Origin of the sequence: Streptomyces sp. NPDC048392, from assembly GCF_043200575.1 — a bacterium.
Lineage (GTDB): Bacteria > Actinomycetota > Actinomycetes > Streptomycetales > Streptomycetaceae > Streptomyces.
In genome coordinates, this window is record NZ_JBICYB010000017.1 from 116,958 (window position 1) to 133,425 (window position 16,468).

Genomic DNA, 16,468 nt, shown 5'->3' on the forward strand with positions numbered 1-16,468 from the left:
AGTTACGGCCTGCCCGAAGATCCGCGTCGGGACGGGGACTTCTCGGTCCGAGCCGGCACCGCGGCCCGGGTTCACGGACCGTCAGAGGAAGCGGGCCAGGTCAGAGGGCTGTGTCCGAACCGTTGCCGTTCCGTCGGGAGTCCCCCACAGCCAACGAATAGTGTGTGATGCCGTTCCAGGTCACCGCCGCTCGACGGCTCGGCCTCGGCACCACGTACTTTCACAGCAGGGGGAGTCAACACCATGCGATCCATACGGCCGTCGTTCACCACGCGCGGGTACCGGCGCGGGCGGCGCGGAACCTCCTCCGCGGCCGCCGCCGTGGCGCTCGTCTCGGCGCTCGCGCTCACCGCCACGGCGTGCGAGGACGGCGACCCCGAGGCGGCCGCCGACGCCTCCGCGTCCGCCGTCGACGACGGCAACGGCGGGATCCGGATCCCGGACCACATCAAGGAGAAGCTCAGGGAACGCGGGATCGACGTCGACGACTGGAAGAACGGCGCCTGGAAGAACTGGGACAAGGACGACTGGCTGCGCGAGGCGCAGGACTTCGTCAACCCGATCATCGAGGGCCTGTGGGACCCGGACCGGATGCGGGACGCCGAGGAACCGGACCAGGAGGTCGACGACAACGACATCTCCGGTGACCAGGGCGTCACCGACCCGGAACCCGCCCCCGTCGAGGCAGCGGCCGTCGCGGCCAAGTACCACGACAACGCCGCCACGGCGGGCAAGCTCCTCTTCGACTCCCCCAAGGGCTCCATGGTCTGCTCGGCGACGGTCGTGAAGGACCCGGCCCACCCCGGCGAGTCCAACCTCGTGTGGACGGCCGGACACTGCGTGCACGCGGGCAGGAGCGGCGGCTGGTACCGCAACATCGCCTTCGTCCCCTCGTACAACGACGCGGACATGTCGGCCGAGGAACTGCAGAACGCCACCAAGGAGGAGCTCGCTCCCTACGGTGTGTGGTGGGGCGACTGGGCTCAGACCTCGGACCAGTGGATCGAGCAGGGCGGTGCGACCGGCGGTGACGGCGCCTCGTACGACTTCGCCGTGATCCATGTGACGCCGGAGAAGGGCAGCGGCGGCAAGTCGCTGGAGGAGACGGTCGGCTCGGCCCTGCCGGTCGACTTCGACGCGCCGGCCGTGCCGGAGGTCGGAAGCATGAAGGCGATCGGCTACCCGGCCGCGCCGCCGTACGACGGTCAGAAGCTGTATCAGTGCCAGGACAAGCCCGGACGGCTGTCGATCAACGCCTCCGACCCGACGATGTACCGCGTCGGCTGCACCATGACCGGCGGTTCGTCCGGCGGTGGCTGGATCGCCGCCGGTTCCGACGGCAAGCCCGCGCTGGTGTCCAACACCTCGATCGGTCCGGTGACGGCGGGCTGGCTGGCCGGTCCGCGCCTCGGCGAGGAGGCCAAGGGCGTGTTCGACGCGGTGAGCGGCAAGTTCACCGGCCAGTGAGCGCGCGCCGGGCTCCGCACTGGGGCGACGGCCACCGGGACAACAACAGGGCCGAAGCGACGGGGCTGAGCCCGCGGCGCGGACCAGCAGGACGGTGGGGTGCGCCGGGCCGAGGCCGGCACACCCCACCGCTCGTTCCATGACGTTCACACGTTGCGACGGGGGCCGGGGCCCCATGCCTGCGGGGCGGGCCCTCGGTCGTCGTCGTGCGGCTGCGCGTGCCTCAGGCGAGCGGCGCAGGTACGTACGGCGTGAGTTCCGCCGCCAGTTCCTCGTGCACCCGCACCTTGATCAGGGTGCCCTCCGGGGTGTGCTCCTCGGAGATCACCTCGCCCTCGTCATGGGCGCGGGCGACCAGCTTGCCGTGGGTGTACGGCACGAGCGCCTCGATCTCGACCGAGGGGCGCGGCAGCTCGTCGTCGATCAGCGCGAGCAGCTGGTCGATGTTCCGGCCGGTGCGCGCCGAGACAGCGATGGACCGCTTCTCGACCCGCAGCAGCCGCTGGAGCACCAGCGGATCGGCCATGTCGGCCTTGTTGATCACGACGATCTCGGGTACGCCGGTGGCGCCGACGTCCCTGATCACCTCGCGCACGGCGGCCAGCTGCTCCTCCGGGACGGGGTGCGATCCGTCGACCACGTGCAGGATCAGGTCGGACTCGCCGACCTCCTCCATCGTGGAGCGGAACGCCTCGACCAGGTGGTGCGGCAGGTGCCGGACAAAGCCGACGGTGTCCGCCAGGGTGTACAGACGGCCGCTCGGCGTCTCCGCCCGGCGCACGGTCGGGTCGAGGGTGGCGAACAGCGCGTTCTCCACCAGTACGCCCGCGCCGGTGAGGCGGTTGAGCAGCGAGGACTTTCCGGCGTTGGTGTAACCCGCGATGGCGACGGAGGGCACCTTGTGGCGCTTGCGCTCCTGGCGCTTGATCTCGCGGCCGGTCTTCATCTCCGCGATCTCCCGGCGCATCTTCGCCATCTTCTCGCGGATCCGGCGCCGGTCCGTCTCGATCTTGGTCTCACCGGGACCGCGGGTGGCGAGGCCGCCGCCCTTGCCGCCGCCCATCTGCCGGGACAGCGACTGGCCCCAGCCGCGCAGCCTCGGCAGCATGTACTGCATCTGCGCGAGCGCGACCTGTGCCTTGCCCTCCCGGGACTTGGCGTGCTGGGCGAAGATGTCCAGGATCAGGGCCGTGCGGTCGATGACCTTGACCTTGACGACGTCCTCGAGGTGGATCAGCTGACCCGGGCTGAGCTCCCCGTCGCAGATGACGGTGTCCGCGCCCGTGTCGAGGACGACCTCCCGCAGTTCCTCGGCCTTGCCGGAGCCGATGTAGGTGGCTGCGTCGGGCTTGTCGCGGCGCTGGACGACGCCGTCGAGCACGAGCGCGCCCGCGGTCTCCGCGAGGGCTGCCAGCTCGGCGAGGGAGTTCTCCGCGTCCTGCACGGTGCCCGAGGTCCACACCCCGACGAGGACGACCCGCTCCAGACGGAGCTGGCGGTACTCGACCTCGGTGACGTCCTCGAGTTCGGTGGAGAGGCCCGCCACCCGGCGCAGGGCCGCGCGGTCGGAGCGGTCGAACTGCTCGCCGTCCCACTGGCGGCCGGTCTCTTGGCTCCAGGCGACGTCCTCTTCCATCAGGGCATCGGCCCGGAGGCCCTCGGGATAGGTCTGCGCGAGACGCTTGGTGTCCTGGGAGGGGGAAGAAGAGGAGGTCATTGGATCCTTACGCAGTGGGGAAAGGTCGACACGGCGCACCGCCGCGACATGGTGTACAACGTGCGAGCCGCCGGGGAGATTCCCCCGGCCCGTACCGCGCCGTCCCGAAGATGGTCGCACGGCACGAGCCGTCTCGTCATGGGCTTATTCCCCGTGGGCCTTCCGCAACGCCTTGGCGGGCGCCTTGTCTGCGGCGGTCGGTTTCCAGTCCGGACGGCCGGGCATCGGCGGGGTCTTCGCGCCGTACAGCCAGGCCTGGAAGAAGTCGCCCAGGTCACGGCCGGAGACCTCGGAGGCGAGCCGGACGAAGTCGGCCGTCGTCGCCGTGCCGTCCTGGTGCCGGGCGACCCAGGCACGCTCGACGCTGTCGAAGGCGGGGCCGCCGATCTCCTGGCGCAGGGCGTAGAGCACGAGCGCGGCGCCGTCGTAGACGTTGGCGCGGAAGATCCCGGTCTTGCTGCCGTTCTTCGGCGGCTTGGGGGCGGCGGGCGGTCCGCCCGCCGTGCGCCAGCGGTCGGAGGCGCCGTAGGCGGCCTTCATACGCGCCGCCATGGGCTTGTCCGCGGTCTCCTCCGCGTACAGCGCCTCGTACCACGTGGCGTGGCCCTCGTTGAGCCACAGGTCGGACCAGGTGCCCGGGCTGACGCTGTCGCCGAACCACTGGTGGGCCAGTTCGTGGACCATGATCGACTCGACGTACCACTCGGGGTAGGCGGGCTCGGTGAACAGCTCCCGCTCGAAGAGGGAGAGCGTCTGGGTCTCGAGTTCGAAGCCGGTGGTCGCGTCGGCCATGAGTAGGCCGTACGTCTCGAAGGGGTAGCGCCCGACCTTCCGCTCCAGCCACGCGATCTGGTCGGGCGTCTTGCGCAGCCACGGTTCGAGCGCCGCCCGGTGCTTCGTCGGCACGACGTCCCGGACGGGCAGCCCGTGCGGACCGGCGCGGTGCAGCACCGTGGAGCGGCCGATGGACACCTGGGCCAGCTCGGTGGCCATGGGATGCCGGGTCCGGTAGGTCCAGGTGGTCGACCCGCCGGTCCGGTCCACGCCCGCCGGGAGACCGTTCGCGACGGCGGTGAGCCCGTCGGGGGCGGTGACGCGGAAGGTGAACCGCGCCTTGTCGGAGGGGTGGTCGTTGCAGGGGAACACCAGGTGGGCGACGTCGGCCTGGTTGGCCATGGCGAGGCCGTCGGCGGTGCGCACCCAGCCGCCCTGGCGGTCCTCGGGATACACGGGGTCGCTGCTGTGCCGCACGGTGATCCGGGTCCACTCGCCCTCGTCGAGCGCGTCCTCGGGCGTGACGACGAGGTCCTCGCCGGCTGTGGCGAAGTCGGCGGGGTCGCCGTCGACCTCGACGGAGTCGACCTGTCCGTGGGCGAAGTCGAGGTTGATCCGGTCCAGGTCGGCCGTCGTCCGGGCGTCGATGGTGGTGACGGCCTTCAGCGGCTCGCTGTTGCTGCCGGAGTAGGTGAAGGAGAGGTGGTACGCCGCCACGTCGTAGCCGGGATTGCCCAGGTGCGGGAAGAGCCGGTCGCCGACACCCAGTGGGGCCGGCGGGGCGCTCGCGGCGACCAGGCAGACGGAGACGGCCGAGGCGAGCAGCGCCGCGGCCCTGAGCCGGCGCCGGGAGCGTGCGCGGGACCGCGGAGTCGGGGGGTGAGGGGTGTGCGACATCCCCCACGGCTATCAGCGCGTGCGTGCGTGACGGCGACGGCGCGCGCCCGGAGCACCCGAACGGGTACCTCTGCCGGGCCCTGCCCCGTCTCCGCGGCGCGGCTCTTTCCGCACGGCGCTGCGGGCAGCCCTCCCGGACGGCTGTGCCGTGCGGTGCGGGGTACGGCCTCCCGGGTCAGGCGCCGGTCGGCTGCGCCTGTGCCCGGCTGACGTCGTACACGCCGGCCACGTCGCGCATGGCGCGCATGAGGGCGGGCAGCCGGGCGGCGTCCGGGAGGACGACGGTGTAGCTGTGCCGGACCCGCTGCCGGTCCGGAGGGTCGACGGTCGCGGAGACGATTTCGGCGCCTTCGAGGGCCATGGCCTCGGTGAGATCGGCCAGGAGATGTGGGCGGCCGAACGATTCGGCGAGCAGGGTCACCCGGCATTCGGTGCTCTCCCCCCAGCGCACACCGACCGCCGCGCGTCCGGCGCCCTTCATGCGGCCCACCACCGGGCACTCCGCGCGGTGGACGGTCACCACTCCCCCGCGCACGGCGAAGCCGGTGATCTCGTCCGGGGGCACGGGGGTGCAGCAGCCCGCCAGCCGCACGGTCGCGTCCGGTGCGTCGGCGAGGACGTCGGCGGAGGCGGGACGGGCGGCGGGAGCGCCGGTGGCCGGACGCGGGGCGTGGGGCCGGGAGGGGGAGCCGGGCGCGGCGGGCCCGCGAGCCGTCTCCGCCGCTTCGGGCACCGGCTCGGGCTGGGCGGCGAGCCGCCGCTGAATGGCGATCCGCGCGACGGGCGTGCGGGCGTGCTCCAGCCACTCCCTGGAGGGCTCGGAAGCCGGGTCCTGGCCCATCAGGAGCTGGACGGTGTCGCCGTCCCGCAGCACCGTGCTCATGGTCGCCAGGCGGCCGTTGACCCGGGCGCCGATCGTCGCGCGCGCGTCCTCGCCGTACTGTGCGTACGCGGCGTCGACGCAGGTGGCGCCCTCGGGGAGGCCGAGGGTGCCGCCGTCGGGGCGGAAGACGGTGATCTCGCGGTCCTGGGCGAGGTCCTCGCGGAGGGTGGACCAGAAGGTGTCGGGGTCGGGTGCGCCGCGCTGCCAGTCGAGCAGCCGGGAGAGCCAGCCGGGCCTGGTCGGGTCGGCGCGCTCGCCGTCGCCCGCGCTCTGCTCCTCCGACGGCGGGGCGTAGGGGTTGCCGAGCGCGACCACGCCGGCCTCGGCGACCTCGTGCATCTGGTGGGTGCGGATGAGGACCTCGACGACCTGGCCGTCCTCCGCGCGGGCCACCGCGGTGTGCAGTGACTGGTACAGGTTGAACTTGGGGACGGCGATGAAGTCCTTGAACTCCGAGACGACGGGCGTCATGCAGGTGTGCAGTTCACCGAGGACCGCGTAGCAGTCGGCGTCCTCCTGCACGAGCACCAGGAGGCGGCCGAAGTCCGCGCCGCGGAGCGCGCCGCGCTTGCGGGAGACGCGGTGCACGGAGACGAAGTGGCGGGGCCGGATGAGGACCTCGGCCTGGATGTCGGCCTCGCGCAGCACCCCGCGCACCTCGTCGGCGACCGCGGCGAGCGGGTCGTCCGCGCGGGCGGCGTTCTCGTTGACCAGCTCCCGCGTGTGCTCGTACTCCTCGGGGTGCGTGACCTGGAAGACGAGGTCCTCCAGCTCGGACTTGAGCGCCTGGACGCCCAGCCGCTCGGCGAGCGGGATGAGTACGTCCCGGGTGACCTTGGCGATGCGTTCCTGTTTCTCGCGGCGCATGACGCCGAGGGTGCGCATGTTGTGGAGCCGGTCGGCGAGTTTGATCGACATCACGCGGACGTCGTTGCCGGTGGCGAGAAGCATCTTGCGGAAGGTCTCGGGCTCGGCGGCGGCGCCGTAGTCGACCTTCTCCAGCTTGGTGACGCCGTCGACGAGGTAGCGGACCTCGGCACCGAACTGCTCGCCGACCTGGTCGAGCGTCACCTCGGTGTCCTCGACGGTGTCGTGGAGGAGCGAGGCGGTCAGGGTGGTGGTCTCCGCGCCGAGTTCGGCGAGGATCAGGGTGACGGCGAGGGGGTGGGTGATGTACGGCTCGCCGCTTTTGCGCATCTGGCCGCGGTGCGAGGACTCGGCCAGGACATAGGCGCGGCGCAGCGGGTCGAGGTCGGCGTCGGGGTGGTGGGCGCGGTGGGCCTCCACGACATGGCCGATGGCGTCGGGCAGGCCCCGGCTGCGGGTGGCGGAGCCGAGCAGGGCGGCGCGGCCCAGCCGGCGCAGGTCGATCCGGGGGCGGGCCTTCCTGCGGGGCGCCGGCGTGACGGCGCCGGTGGCCGCGGGCGGCACGGGGCCCGGGCTCGCTGGGTTCACGGCCTCCGCATTCATGGGCACCTCCGGCTGCGCGGACCGGCGGACGGGGAATCCCAGGGCGGACACGGCTCAGGGGATGGTGTCGGTCCCCCGTCCGGGCCGGTGCTTGATGCTATCGAGCCCATCACGTGCGGCCGACCGCCTCTCGCCGAGCGTGAAACGGATCACCCATTCGAGCGATGGTCCGAGGGTTTACGTTTTCGCACTGAGTGTCATGGACCGGGCTGTGGTTCACCGCGATCGTGGTCACCGGGTCGTGGTTCAGGCGAGTACCCCCTCCAGCCACGCGGAGTCGAACTCGCCCTCCGCGACGATCACGGCGGGTCCCGTCATCCCGATCTCGCCGTCGGGATGCTCGGTGATCACCAGGGTGCCGCCGGGCACGTCGACGGTGTACGTCGCCGGGGTGCCGGTGAGCGCAGGGTCGGTGCCGTCCCGGCGGGCGGTGGCGACGGCGACGGCACACGCGCCGGTGCCGCAGGAGCGGGTCTCCCCGGAGCCGCGTTCGTGGACGCGCATCGCGACGTGGCGCGGGCCCCGGTCGACCACGAACTCGACGTTGACCCCGTCCGGATAGGCGTCGGCGGGCTCGAAGGGCGGCGGAGCGTACAGGTCACCGGCGTGGGCGAGGTCGGCGACGAAGGCGACCGCGTGCGGATTTCCCATGTTCACGTTCCGCGCGGGCCAGCTGCGCGCACCCACACTCACCACGACGTCGCCCTCCGGGAGCCGTGCGCGGCCCATGCCGACGGTGACGTCGCCCGCGGCGGAGCCGCTGTCGGACACGGCCTTGGCGATGTGGACGCGCTTCACGCCCCCGCGCGTGGCGATGGCGAGATCACCCTCGGCGGCGTGCCCCGCGCGCTGAAGGTAGCGCGCGAAGACCCGCACGCCGTTGCCGCACATCTCCGCGACCGAGCCGTCGCCGTTGCGGTAGTCCATGAACCACTCCGCCTCGCCGGCCATGTCCCCGGCCTCGGGGTGAGCCGCGGACCGCACCACGTGCAGCAGTCCGTCACCGCCGACGCCCGCGCGGCGGTCACACAGGGCGGCGACGGCGGCGGGGGCCAGGTCGAGGGCGTTCTCCGGGTCCGGAACGATCACGAAATCGTTCTCGGTGCCGTGGCCCTTGAGGAAGGCGATCCGCGTGCTCATTCCTCGATCGTACGGGGTGGGCCCGGCGTGTTGCCGAGGGGCCAGGATCAGCGGGACGTGCGACGAGGAAGCGGAGGCGGGGACACCGGGCCCGGGGCGGAGCCCGCGTCACCCCCGCAGGCGGGCGACACGCCACACGGCCAGGGCGACGATCGCGGCGACCGCCAGGACGTACACGAGGATCATCCGCCAGTCGGCACGGCGCCCCGACCCGCGCTGCGGCAGGCCAGGCCACGTGTAACCGACCCGCCGGGCGGCCGTCATGCCCCAGCCTGCCGCACAGGAGCAGATCAGCAGTCCCAGCATCGCGATCACGGCGCCGCTGTCGCCGAAGTCGAAAGCGAGCGGGAAGGCGAACATCAGGGAACCGAGCGCGGCCAGGCACACGATGGGTGCGAGCTGCCAGATCCGCAGCCGGCGCTGGGGGCGCAGCTCGACCTCGACCTCGTCCCCGTACATCTCGTCGGGCTCGGGACCGTCGGCGGCGACACCCCGGGGCGTCTCGTCGGGGCCGTCGGGGCTCAGGGCGGCTCCGTCCGGCTCGGGTCCGCCGTGGTCGGCGGTGCCGTGCTCGGTGCTCGGTGCGGTGTCGCGAGGGCCGGCCTCCATCGCCACGCGCCCTCCCAACTAGGACTCACTCGGTCGATCGAAGCTCGATGATGGCACGCCGCCGAAGCCCCGGATGACGGCCGGGGCGTCCCGATGCCATCACGTGATCAGGCTGTAACCGGTCGTTCGACCAACGACAGGGCGAGCGGGGGAAGTTCCGTGCGATCCGCCGCACCCCCACTCAACCAGTGCACCCGCGGGTCGCGCCTGAACCATGAATCCTGACGGCGCGCGAAGCGCTTGGTGGCACGGACGGTCTCGGCGCGCGCCTCGTCCAGCGTGCACTCGCCGGCGAGCGCCGCGAGGACCTGCTGGTAGCCGAGCGCACGCGAAGCCGTACGCCCCTCGCGCAACCCCCGCGCCTCCAGTGCCCGCACCTCGTCGACCAGCCCGGCCTCCCACATCCGGTCGACGCGCAGGGCGATGCGCTCGTCCAGCTCGGGGCGCGCCACGTCCACACCGATCTGCACGGTGTCGTAGACGGAGTCGTGGCCGGGGAGGTTGGCGGTGAAGGGCCTGCCGGTGATCTCGATCACTTCGAGGGCCCGGACGATCCGGCGCCCGTTGCCGGGCAGAATGGCCCGCCCCGCCTCCGGGTCGGCGGCGGACAGGCGGGCGTGCAGCGCGCCCGAGCCGCGCAGTTCGAGCTCCTCCTCCAGCCGGGCCCTGACCTCGGGGTCGGTGCCGGGGAACTCCAGGTTGTCGACGGCCCCACGGACGTAGAGGCCGGAACCGCCGACGAGGACCGGCCAGCGTCCCCCGGCGAGCAGCGCGTCGATCCGTCTCCGCGCCAGCCGCTGGTACTCGGCGACGGACGCCGTGACCGTCACGTCCCAGATGTCCAGAAGATGGTGCGGAACGCCACCGCGTTCCTCGGACGTCAGCTTCGCGGTGCCGATGTCCATCCCACGGTAGAGCTGCATGGAGTCGGCGTTGACGACCTCGCCGCCGAGCCGCTCGGCCAGGAAAACGCCCAGATCGGACTTTCCGGCCGCGGTGGGTCCGACTACGGCGATGACACGGGGGGCGGGGGGTGTGCTGCTCACCGCACCAGTCTCGCAAACCTCTCACCTCGCCCTCGAACGAGTTAAGTGACGGTCCGCCGCCAGGGTCGTTGCCCGTTGCGAGGTTCCCGCTCCCCCGGACCACCGGGTCATGGCCCCGGCCACGCAAACGGACGCACCGGACGCCGCGGGATTTCGCCCGCACGAGTAACGTATGGAGTTGATATGGGCGTTTTTGCACGGCTCTTTCGGAGGTCGAGGAACACCGAGGAAACGTCGGCCGCCGAGACGCGGGCCGACACCCCGGACACCTTGCCAGCGGCGGAGACGGACACCGCCGAGGCCGCGGAGGCGGCTGACACCGGTCCTCGGAACACGGCGGAGGCCGACGAAGCCACCGGGGCCGGCAAAGCCGGCGACTCGGAGAGCGTCGACATCCCCAAGCAGCAGTCCGCCGGGGAGGCCGTCGACGACGAGGCCGACAAGGGCGCCCGCACCTGACTGCCCCGCGAGGGAAGGCGAACCATGGGTCTCCTGGACAACTTGAAGGCCAGACTCGAACCGGCGAAGGGCAAGGTCTCCGACCTCGCGCAGCAGCACGGTGACAAGGTCGATCGCGGTCTCGACAAGGTGGCGCGGACCGTCGACGAGAGGACCAAGGGCAAGTACAGCGACCGGATCCAGACGGGTACGGGCAAGGCCAAGGGCGCCATGGACCGCCTGGCTCACCAGGACGACGGCGGAAAGGACGGAGGCGGTGGCACGCCGGGGGGCGCTCCGGGCAGCACGCCGGGCGGCCCCCCTCCGGCCGGACCGCCGCCTGCCTCCTGAACCCCGCACCGCCGCCTCGGCGCCCGGCGCTCGCGCCCGGGCGCCCGGGTCGGGGGCGCGCCCGTGGACGGTCACGGAGCCGGATCGGTCGATCGGCTCCGTGACCGCCGGGGGCGCGACGGCATCCGTCCGAGCGGCTACGACCAGGTGGCCGCGACGTATCCCACCCCGTAGGGCGCGCCCTCGTACAGCAGCGCCCCGGCGAGGCCCGTGCCCTCGGCCGCGCCCCCCAGGACCTGCCACGGTGCCCGGCCCGACACCTTGAGCTCCCGGGCCAGTGCGACGTCCAGCGCGGCCAGGGCGGCCACGTCCGCCGCGCCCAGGGCACGTCCCGCCGCCGCGTCGAAGGGCGCCGCCCGCTCGTCGAGGTAACCCGGCGCCTTGAGCGTGCGGCACGCGCTGGCGTCGCCCAGCACCAGCAGCGCCGTCCGCCCGGCCCGCGCGGCGATGCCCCGGCCGACGGCGGCACAGCTCTCCGCGGGCAGCGCCTCGCCCACACCGACGCCGTCGACGGGAGCATCGGCCCACCCGGTCCGGTCGAGCAGCCAGGCGCCCACGGCGAGCCCGTACGGCAGACCGGCTCCGCCCGCCGCGCCGCTGTCGTCGCCCAGGCGCACGTCCAGGTCGACGCCGAAGCCGCGAAAGGAGCCCCGCGCACCCTGGGCGTACGCCTCGGGACCGGCGGAGTCCGCGGGTCCGACGACCACCAGCCGGTCGGGCCGGGACGCGGCGAGCACACCCAGCGCGTCCGCGCACGCGGTGCGCGCCGCGTCGAGCTCGGGCGCGGCTCCCGCGGCGACCTCCGGCACGAGGAGCGGCGGGCAGGGGCAGACGGCGGCGGCGACAAGCATGATCGGCAGCGTAGCCCCGCACCACCGCCCGCGGCGGCACCTTCGGGGTCAGTCGCAGCCGCAGCCGCTCGCCACGGCCGGCCGGGGCTCGGGAACGCCGATCTTCGGCAGCCCCAGCAGCACGCCCGCCGGCTTGGCCTGCTCGGCCGTGTTGCGCTTCTCCCAGGCGTCGCCCGCGCGCGTGCGGCGCACTCCGAGCACATCGCCCTCGGCGAGGAGGTGGTGCGGCGCGGCATAGGTGATCCCGACCGTCACCACGTCGCCGGGGCGGACCTCCTCGTCGGGCTTGGTGAAGTGCACGAGGCGGTTGTCGGGGGCACGGCCGGAGAGGCGGTGGGTGGCGCCGTCCTTGCGGCCCTCGCCCTCGGCGACCATCAGCTCCAGGGTGCGGCCGACCTGCTTCTTGTTCTCCTCCCAGGAGATCTCCTCCTGGAGGGCGACGAGCCGCTCGTAGCGCTCCTGGACGACCGCCTTGGGGATCTGGTCCTCCATCTCGGCGGCCGGGGTGCCGGGCCGCTTGGAGTACTGGAAGGTGAAGGCCTGGGCGAACCGGGCCTCGCGGACCACGTGCAGGGTCTGCTCGAAGTCCTCCTCGGTCTCGCCGGGGAAGCCCACGATGATGTCGGTGGTGATCGCCGCGTGCGGGATGGCGGCCCGCACCTTCTCGATGATCCCGAGGTAGCGCTCCTGGCGGTACGAACGCCGCATCGCCTTGAGCACCGGGTCGGAGCCGGACTGAAGCGGCATGTGCAGCTGCGGCATGGCGTTCGGCGTCTCGGCCATGGCGGCGATGACGTCGTCGGTGAAGTCGCGCGGGTGGGGGGAGGTGAAACGGACGCGCTCCAGACCCTCGATGCTCCCGCATGCACGCAGCAGCTTGCTGAACGCCTCGCGGTCGCCGATGTCGGAGCCGTACGCGTTGACGTTCTGGCCGAGGAGGGTGATCTCACTGACGCCCTCGGCGACCAGGGCCTCGACCTCGGCGAGGATGTCGCCGGGGCGGCGGTCCTTCTCCTTGCCGCGCAGCGCGGGGACGATGCAGAAGGTGCACGTGTTGTTGCAGCCGACGGAGATGGAGACCCAGGCCGCGTACGCGCTCTCGCGCCGGGTCGGCAGCGTGGACGGGAACGCCTCCAGGGACTCGGCGATCTCGACCTGCGCCTCCTCCTGCACGCGGGCGCGCTCCAGCAGCACCGGGAGCTTGCCGATGTTGTGCGTGCCGAAGACGACGTCCACCCAGGGTGCCCGCTTGACGATGGTGTCGCGGTCCTTCTGCGCCAGGCAGCCGCCGACGGCGATCTGCATCCCGGGCCGGCTCGCCTTCTTCGGGGCGAGGTGGCCGAGGTTGCCGTACAGCTTGTTGTCGGCGTTCTCCCGTACGGCGCAGGTGTTGAGGACGACGACGTCCGCGTCGTCGTCGGCACCCTCGGGAGCGCGGACGTAACCCGCGTCCTCCAGCAGGCCGGACAATCGCTCGGAGTCGTGGACGTTCATCTGGCACCCGTAGGTGCGTACTTCATAGGTGCGCGTGCCGCCCGCTGACTGGCTCCGGTCGATGCTGCTCATGGCAACAAGGGTAGGCGGTCACGATCGCTGCGAACGCCGCCCGCACATTGACGGTGCGCCGTCAGGCTCAACGTCGTGTACGGGAACGCTCCCCCGCAGGCGACAAGTGTCCTGCGCCCTGTCCCGGGGCCCTACGCGGGTGCTGCGCGCCCGGGACCCGTGGCTGCGCTCCCCTGGCCGCCCTGCCCCGCTGTTCTCGCCGCCCGGCTGCCCGCTCGGCCCGCTCGGCCCGCTCCGGTCGCCTTCCCCGCGGCGCCCGGACCGCCCGGCTACCGGCGGTGCGGGCAGTGCGGGCAGTGCGGGCGGTGCGGCCTCGGCGCGCGGGCGGCCCGGCCGCCGCGCCCGCCATCCGGCCACTCGGGCGGTGCCGCACGCATCGGGGCCCGGCGGCACACGCACCGTCGGACCATGGGCTCGGGGCGCCCTGTACCGGCGAGCGGAACCAGCGCCTCCCCGGCCAGGACGGGCGTCGACGACACGGTGACCGGTCCCAGCAGCAGTGCGGTGGCGACGACCAGACCGGCGGCGTTGAGCGAGAAGATCCGCCAGAACAGCGACACGTTGCCCGTTCCGCTCCTTCCGGCCCGCGCGCTCGACCCCGCGGCCGGCTTCGCCGCCCGCCGCCGGCCGCGTGTGTCCGTCACGACACCCATATCGCCACCGTACGTGCGGATGGCAGCATGGGGAGGCCGCGAGCACGTCACTGACGTGCGGGAAGCGTGGCGAGAGACGCAGGACGAATGAGGGGAGAGCTCGTGTCAGCTCCACGCCTGAGGGCGACGCCGCTCCCGGGTATCGGGGTCCAGTACGACCTGGTGAGCCGCGAACACCGCCACCTGTCGGTGGTGGCACACCGCGACGGCGCCCGCACGGTGAACGTGTACCGGTCCGACGACCCCGACTCCTGTGCCCACTCGCTGCGGCTGACCGGCCCCGAGGCGGGCGCGCTGATCGACGCGCTGAAGCCTTCCCACCACAGCGCGAGCCTGCTCTACACCACCGATCTCGGGCTGGTCGCCGAGCGGGTGGAGGTCGCCGCCGCCTCCCGCTGGAACGGGCGGCTGCTGGGCGACACCCGGCTGCGGACCGACACCGGCGCCTCGATCGTGGCCGTGCTGCGGCGTGCCGAGGCGATTCCGTCGCCGGCGCCGGACTTCCGGCTCGTGGGTGGTGACACCTTGATCGTCATCGGCACCCGTGAGGGCGTCGACGCCGCCGCGGCGATACTCGGGCAGGAGTGAGCCGGTGCACTCCGCGGTTCTGCTGATCGAGTTCGGTTCCATCATCCTGGGGCTCGGGCTGCTCGGGCGGTTCGCCGGACGGTACCGGCTGTCCCCCATCCCGCTGTACCTGCTGGCCGGTCTGGCCTTCGGCGAGGGCGGACTGCTCCCGCTCGGCGCGAGCGAGGAGTTCGTCGCGATCGGCGCCGAGATCGGTGTCATCCTCCTGCTGCTCATGCTGGGTCTGGAGTACACGGCCAGCGACCTGGTCACCAACCTCAAGTCCCACTACCCGGCCGGTCTCGTCGACTGCGCGCTCAACGCCGTGCCGGGCGCGGTGGCCGCGCTGCTGATGGGCTGGGGTCCGGTGGCCGCCGTGGTCCTCGCCGGCGTGACGTGGATCTCGTCGTCCGGTGTCATCGCCAAGGTGCTCGGCGATCTGGGCCGGGTCGGCAATCGCGAGACACCGGTGATCCTGAGCGTGCTGGTCCTGGAGGACCTGGCGATGGCGGTGTACCTGCCGATCGTCACGGCTCTGGTCGCCGGCGCCGGCCTGCTGACGGGGAGCATCACGCTGGCGGTCGCGCTGGCCGCGGCGGGCCTGGTGCTGTTCGTCGCGTTGCGCTACGGCCGGGTCATCTCGCGGTTCGTCTCCAGCGACGATCCGGAGAAGCTGCTGCTCGTGGTGCTGGGCCTGACGATCCTGGTCGCGGGTGTCGCGCAGCAGCTCCAGGTGTCGGCCGCGGTGGGCGCCTTCCTGGTGGGCATCGCGTTGTCCGGGGAGGTCGCGGAGGGCGCGCACACGCTGCTGAGCCCGCTGCGCGACCTGTTCGCGGCGGTCTTCTTCGTCTTCTTCGGACTGCACACGGATCCGGCCAGCATTCCGCCGGTCCTGCTGCCCGCTCTTGCACTGGCCCTGCTGACCGCCGTGACGAAGATCGCCACCGGGTACTGGGCGGCGCGGCGGGCCGGGATCTCCGTCAAGGGCCGCTGGCGGGCGGGGGGCGCGCTGGTGGCACGCGGCGAGTTCTCGATCGTCATCGCGGGCCTCGCGGTCTCGGCCGGCATCGAGCCGTCCCTCGGCCCGCTGGCCACGGCGTACGTCCTCATCCTGGTCGTCCTCGGCCCCCTCACCGCCCGCTTCACCGAGCCGCTGGCAATGCGCCTTCTCCGGCGCCGCGGCAACCCCGACCGCCCCGGCGGGCCCCCGGAGGAGGCGCTCCGGACGACGAGAGGGGCGGAGGCGTCGGTGGGCGACTGACCCTCGCGGGCCGGAAAGGTGCTACCGGCGGCCGGCACGACCCCGGTGCGCGGGTGCCGGGGTCGTCGTACGACGGGTCAGGTGCCCGGCGCCTCCGACACGTCCGGCACCTCGCGCGGGCCTCCGGCACGTCCGGCACCTCGCGCGGGCCCCCGGCACGTCCGGCACCTCGCGCGGGCCCCCGGCACGTCCGGCACCTCGCGGGCCTCCGGCGTCCACCCCGGCCGGCGCAGTACGCCGTACACGTCCGGTGCCTCGTGGTGGTCGCCCTCGAGGACCTTGCCGCCGGCGCCGCGGCTGACGCGGCCGTGGGGGCCTCAGCTCGGTCGTGTGGGAGCGGTCGCCCTCGGCGATCACCGCGTCCGGGCCGATGCCGTGCACGGGGCCCGTGCCGTACGTGACGTAGTCCACGTCGGCCAGTGCGTGCGCGAGCCCGTCGAACGGGCCCGCCACCACCGCCACCTCGGCGGCGTCGGCGGCGTCGGCGGCGTCAGCGGCGTCAGCGGCATCAGCGGCATCAGCGGCATCAGCGGCATCAGCGGCGAGCATCCGGCCGCTGTCCGCAAGCCGGGGCGGCGCGAACTCGGCGGGAGTGCCGCGGGCGTCCAGCCCGGGGTGGAAGGCTCGGGCCAGGTCGGCGGGCGAGGTGCTGCCCCGGGCGGGCGGCGTCCCGCTCCGGGCGGGCGAGGTGTGGCTCATGCCGACGACTCCGGCGAGCGCCACTGACAGCGGGACCGCGCTCGGGCCGGGTCGGCCCACTCACGTCCACGCCTTCGCG

Annotated in this window: 15 protein-coding genes and 1 pseudogene; 6 read left to right on the top strand and 10 right to left on the bottom strand. The window is 73.0% G+C overall.

All coding sequences use genetic code 11. The features are described from left to right. Nucleotides 1-243: 243 nt before the first annotated feature. The gene (locus ACGFYH_RS22790; RefSeq protein ID WP_393804992.1) at nucleotides 244-1,467 is read left to right on the top strand and encodes a trypsin-like serine peptidase; all 1,224 of its coding nucleotides are present in this window, start codon (nucleotides 244-246) and stop codon (nucleotides 1,465-1,467) included. Between the two features lie 223 nt (nucleotides 1,468-1,690). Here ACGFYH_RS22790 and hflX read toward each other — a convergent pair whose 3' ends face one another. The 6 genes from hflX to miaA all read right to left on the bottom strand — a co-directional run bounded on the left by hflX (nucleotide 1,691) and on the right by miaA (nucleotide 10,003). Further along, a complete protein-coding gene (gene hflX / locus ACGFYH_RS22795) occupies nucleotides 1,691-3,184 on the bottom strand; it encodes a GTPase HflX (RefSeq protein ID WP_393804993.1) in 1,494 nt (497 codons plus the stop codon). Between the two features lie 144 nt (nucleotides 3,185-3,328). Beyond that, a complete protein-coding gene (locus tag ACGFYH_RS22800; RefSeq protein WP_393804994.1) occupies nucleotides 3,329-4,855 on the bottom strand; it encodes a M1 family metallopeptidase in 1,527 nt (508 codons plus the stop codon). Nucleotides 4,856-5,030: 175 nt separating this feature from the next. Then, nucleotides 5,031-7,208, bottom strand: coding sequence for a RelA/SpoT family protein (locus ACGFYH_RS22805; protein ID WP_393804995.1), 2,178 nt, complete (start codon nucleotides 7,206-7,208; stop codon nucleotides 5,031-5,033). A 246-nt stretch (nucleotides 7,209-7,454) separates the two neighbouring features. Further along, nucleotides 7,455-8,348 carry a diaminopimelate epimerase gene (gene dapF / locus ACGFYH_RS22810; protein ID WP_393804996.1) on the bottom strand — a complete coding sequence of 298 codons (894 nt, stop codon included), beginning with the start codon at nucleotides 8,346-8,348 and terminating at the stop codon, nucleotides 7,455-7,457. 108 nt (nucleotides 8,349-8,456) lie between these two features. Next, complete coding sequence (locus ACGFYH_RS22815) at nucleotides 8,457-8,957, bottom strand: hypothetical protein (protein ID WP_393804997.1); 501 nt, start codon at nucleotides 8,955-8,957, stop codon at nucleotides 8,457-8,459. A gap of 107 nt (nucleotides 8,958-9,064) precedes the next feature. Then, the gene (gene miaA / locus ACGFYH_RS22820) at nucleotides 9,065-10,003 is read right to left on the bottom strand and encodes a tRNA (adenosine(37)-N6)-dimethylallyltransferase MiaA (protein WP_393804998.1); all 939 of its coding nucleotides are present in this window, start codon (nucleotides 10,001-10,003) and stop codon (nucleotides 9,065-9,067) included. Between the two features lie 183 nt (nucleotides 10,004-10,186). Between miaA and ACGFYH_RS22825 the strand changes: the two genes are divergently transcribed. Next, complete coding sequence (locus ACGFYH_RS22825; RefSeq protein WP_393804999.1) at nucleotides 10,187-10,462, top strand: hypothetical protein; 276 nt, start codon at nucleotides 10,187-10,189, stop codon at nucleotides 10,460-10,462. Nucleotides 10,463-10,486: 24 nt separating this feature from the next. Further along, on the top strand, nucleotides 10,487-10,792 hold the full coding sequence (locus tag ACGFYH_RS22830) for an antitoxin (RefSeq protein ID WP_393805000.1): 306 nt from the start codon (nucleotides 10,487-10,489) through the stop codon (nucleotides 10,790-10,792). A gap of 137 nt (nucleotides 10,793-10,929) precedes the next feature. Here the strand turns inward: ACGFYH_RS22830 and ACGFYH_RS22835 are convergent, their stop codons facing one another. The 3 genes and pseudogenes from ACGFYH_RS22835 to ACGFYH_RS22845 all read right to left on the bottom strand — a co-directional run. After that, on the bottom strand, nucleotides 10,930-11,643 hold the full coding sequence (locus ACGFYH_RS22835) for a class III extradiol dioxygenase subunit B-like domain-containing protein (protein ID WP_393805001.1): 714 nt from the start codon (nucleotides 11,641-11,643) through the stop codon (nucleotides 10,930-10,932). Nucleotides 11,644-11,691: 48 nt separating this feature from the next. Then, complete coding sequence (gene miaB / locus ACGFYH_RS22840) at nucleotides 11,692-13,209, bottom strand: tRNA (N6-isopentenyl adenosine(37)-C2)-methylthiotransferase MiaB (RefSeq protein WP_393805002.1); 1,518 nt, start codon at nucleotides 13,207-13,209, stop codon at nucleotides 11,692-11,694. 428 nt (nucleotides 13,210-13,637) lie between these two features. Further along, a pseudogene (locus ACGFYH_RS22845) lies at nucleotides 13,638-13,862 on the bottom strand (sensor histidine kinase); the annotation flags it as partial. Nucleotides 13,863-13,964: 102 nt separating this feature from the next. Here ACGFYH_RS22845 and ACGFYH_RS22850 point away from each other — a divergent pair. Then, nucleotides 13,965-14,450 (top strand): cation:proton antiporter regulatory subunit, encoded by a 486-nt coding sequence (locus ACGFYH_RS22850; protein WP_393805003.1) that lies wholly within the window; start codon nucleotides 13,965-13,967, stop codon nucleotides 14,448-14,450. Nucleotides 14,451-14,454: 4 nt separating this feature from the next. Continuing rightward, nucleotides 14,455-15,690, top strand: a complete 1,236-nt coding sequence (locus ACGFYH_RS22855; protein ID WP_393805004.1) for a cation:proton antiporter — start codon at nucleotides 14,455-14,457, stop codon at nucleotides 15,688-15,690. A gap of 21 nt (nucleotides 15,691-15,711) precedes the next feature. Here the strand turns inward: ACGFYH_RS22855 and ACGFYH_RS22860 are convergent, their stop codons facing one another. Next, on the bottom strand, nucleotides 15,712-16,101 hold the full coding sequence (locus tag ACGFYH_RS22860; protein ID WP_393805026.1) for a hypothetical protein: 390 nt from the start codon (nucleotides 16,099-16,101) through the stop codon (nucleotides 15,712-15,714). Between ACGFYH_RS22860 and ACGFYH_RS22865 the strand changes: the two genes are divergently transcribed. Continuing rightward, complete coding sequence (locus ACGFYH_RS22865) at nucleotides 16,021-16,416, top strand: hypothetical protein (RefSeq protein WP_393805028.1); 396 nt, start codon at nucleotides 16,021-16,023, stop codon at nucleotides 16,414-16,416. The genes ACGFYH_RS22860 and ACGFYH_RS22865 overlap by 81 nt on opposite strands. The last annotated feature ends 52 nt before the right edge of the window (nucleotides 16,417-16,468 follow it).

Coding starts and splice junctions, on each gene's coding strand:
- ACGFYH_RS22825 (WP_393804999.1), top strand. CDS start 10,187: ATGGGCGTTTTTGCACGGCTCTTTCGGAGGTCGAGGAACACCGAGGAA.
- dapF (WP_393804996.1), bottom strand. CDS start 8,348: ATGAGCACGCGGATCGCCTTCCTCAAGGGCCACGGCACCGAGAACGAT.
- ACGFYH_RS22790 (WP_393804992.1), top strand. CDS start 244: ATGCGATCCATACGGCCGTCGTTCACCACGCGCGGGTACCGGCGCGGG.
- ACGFYH_RS22800 (WP_393804994.1), bottom strand. CDS start 4,855: ATGTCGCACACCCCTCACCCCCCGACTCCGCGGTCCCGCGCACGCTCC.
- ACGFYH_RS22815 (WP_393804997.1), bottom strand. CDS start 8,957: ATGGAGGCCGGCCCTCGCGACACCGCACCGAGCACCGAGCACGGCACC.
- ACGFYH_RS22805 (WP_393804995.1), bottom strand. CDS start 7,208: ATGAATGCGGAGGCCGTGAACCCAGCGAGCCCGGGCCCCGTGCCGCCC.
- hflX (WP_393804993.1), bottom strand. CDS start 3,184: ATGACCTCCTCTTCTTCCCCCTCCCAGGACACCAAGCGTCTCGCGCAG.
- ACGFYH_RS22830 (WP_393805000.1), top strand. CDS start 10,487: ATGGGTCTCCTGGACAACTTGAAGGCCAGACTCGAACCGGCGAAGGGC.
- ACGFYH_RS22835 (WP_393805001.1), bottom strand. CDS start 11,643: ATGCTTGTCGCCGCCGCCGTCTGCCCCTGCCCGCCGCTCCTCGTGCCG.
- miaB (WP_393805002.1), bottom strand. CDS start 13,209: ATGAGCAGCATCGACCGGAGCCAGTCAGCGGGCGGCACGCGCACCTAT.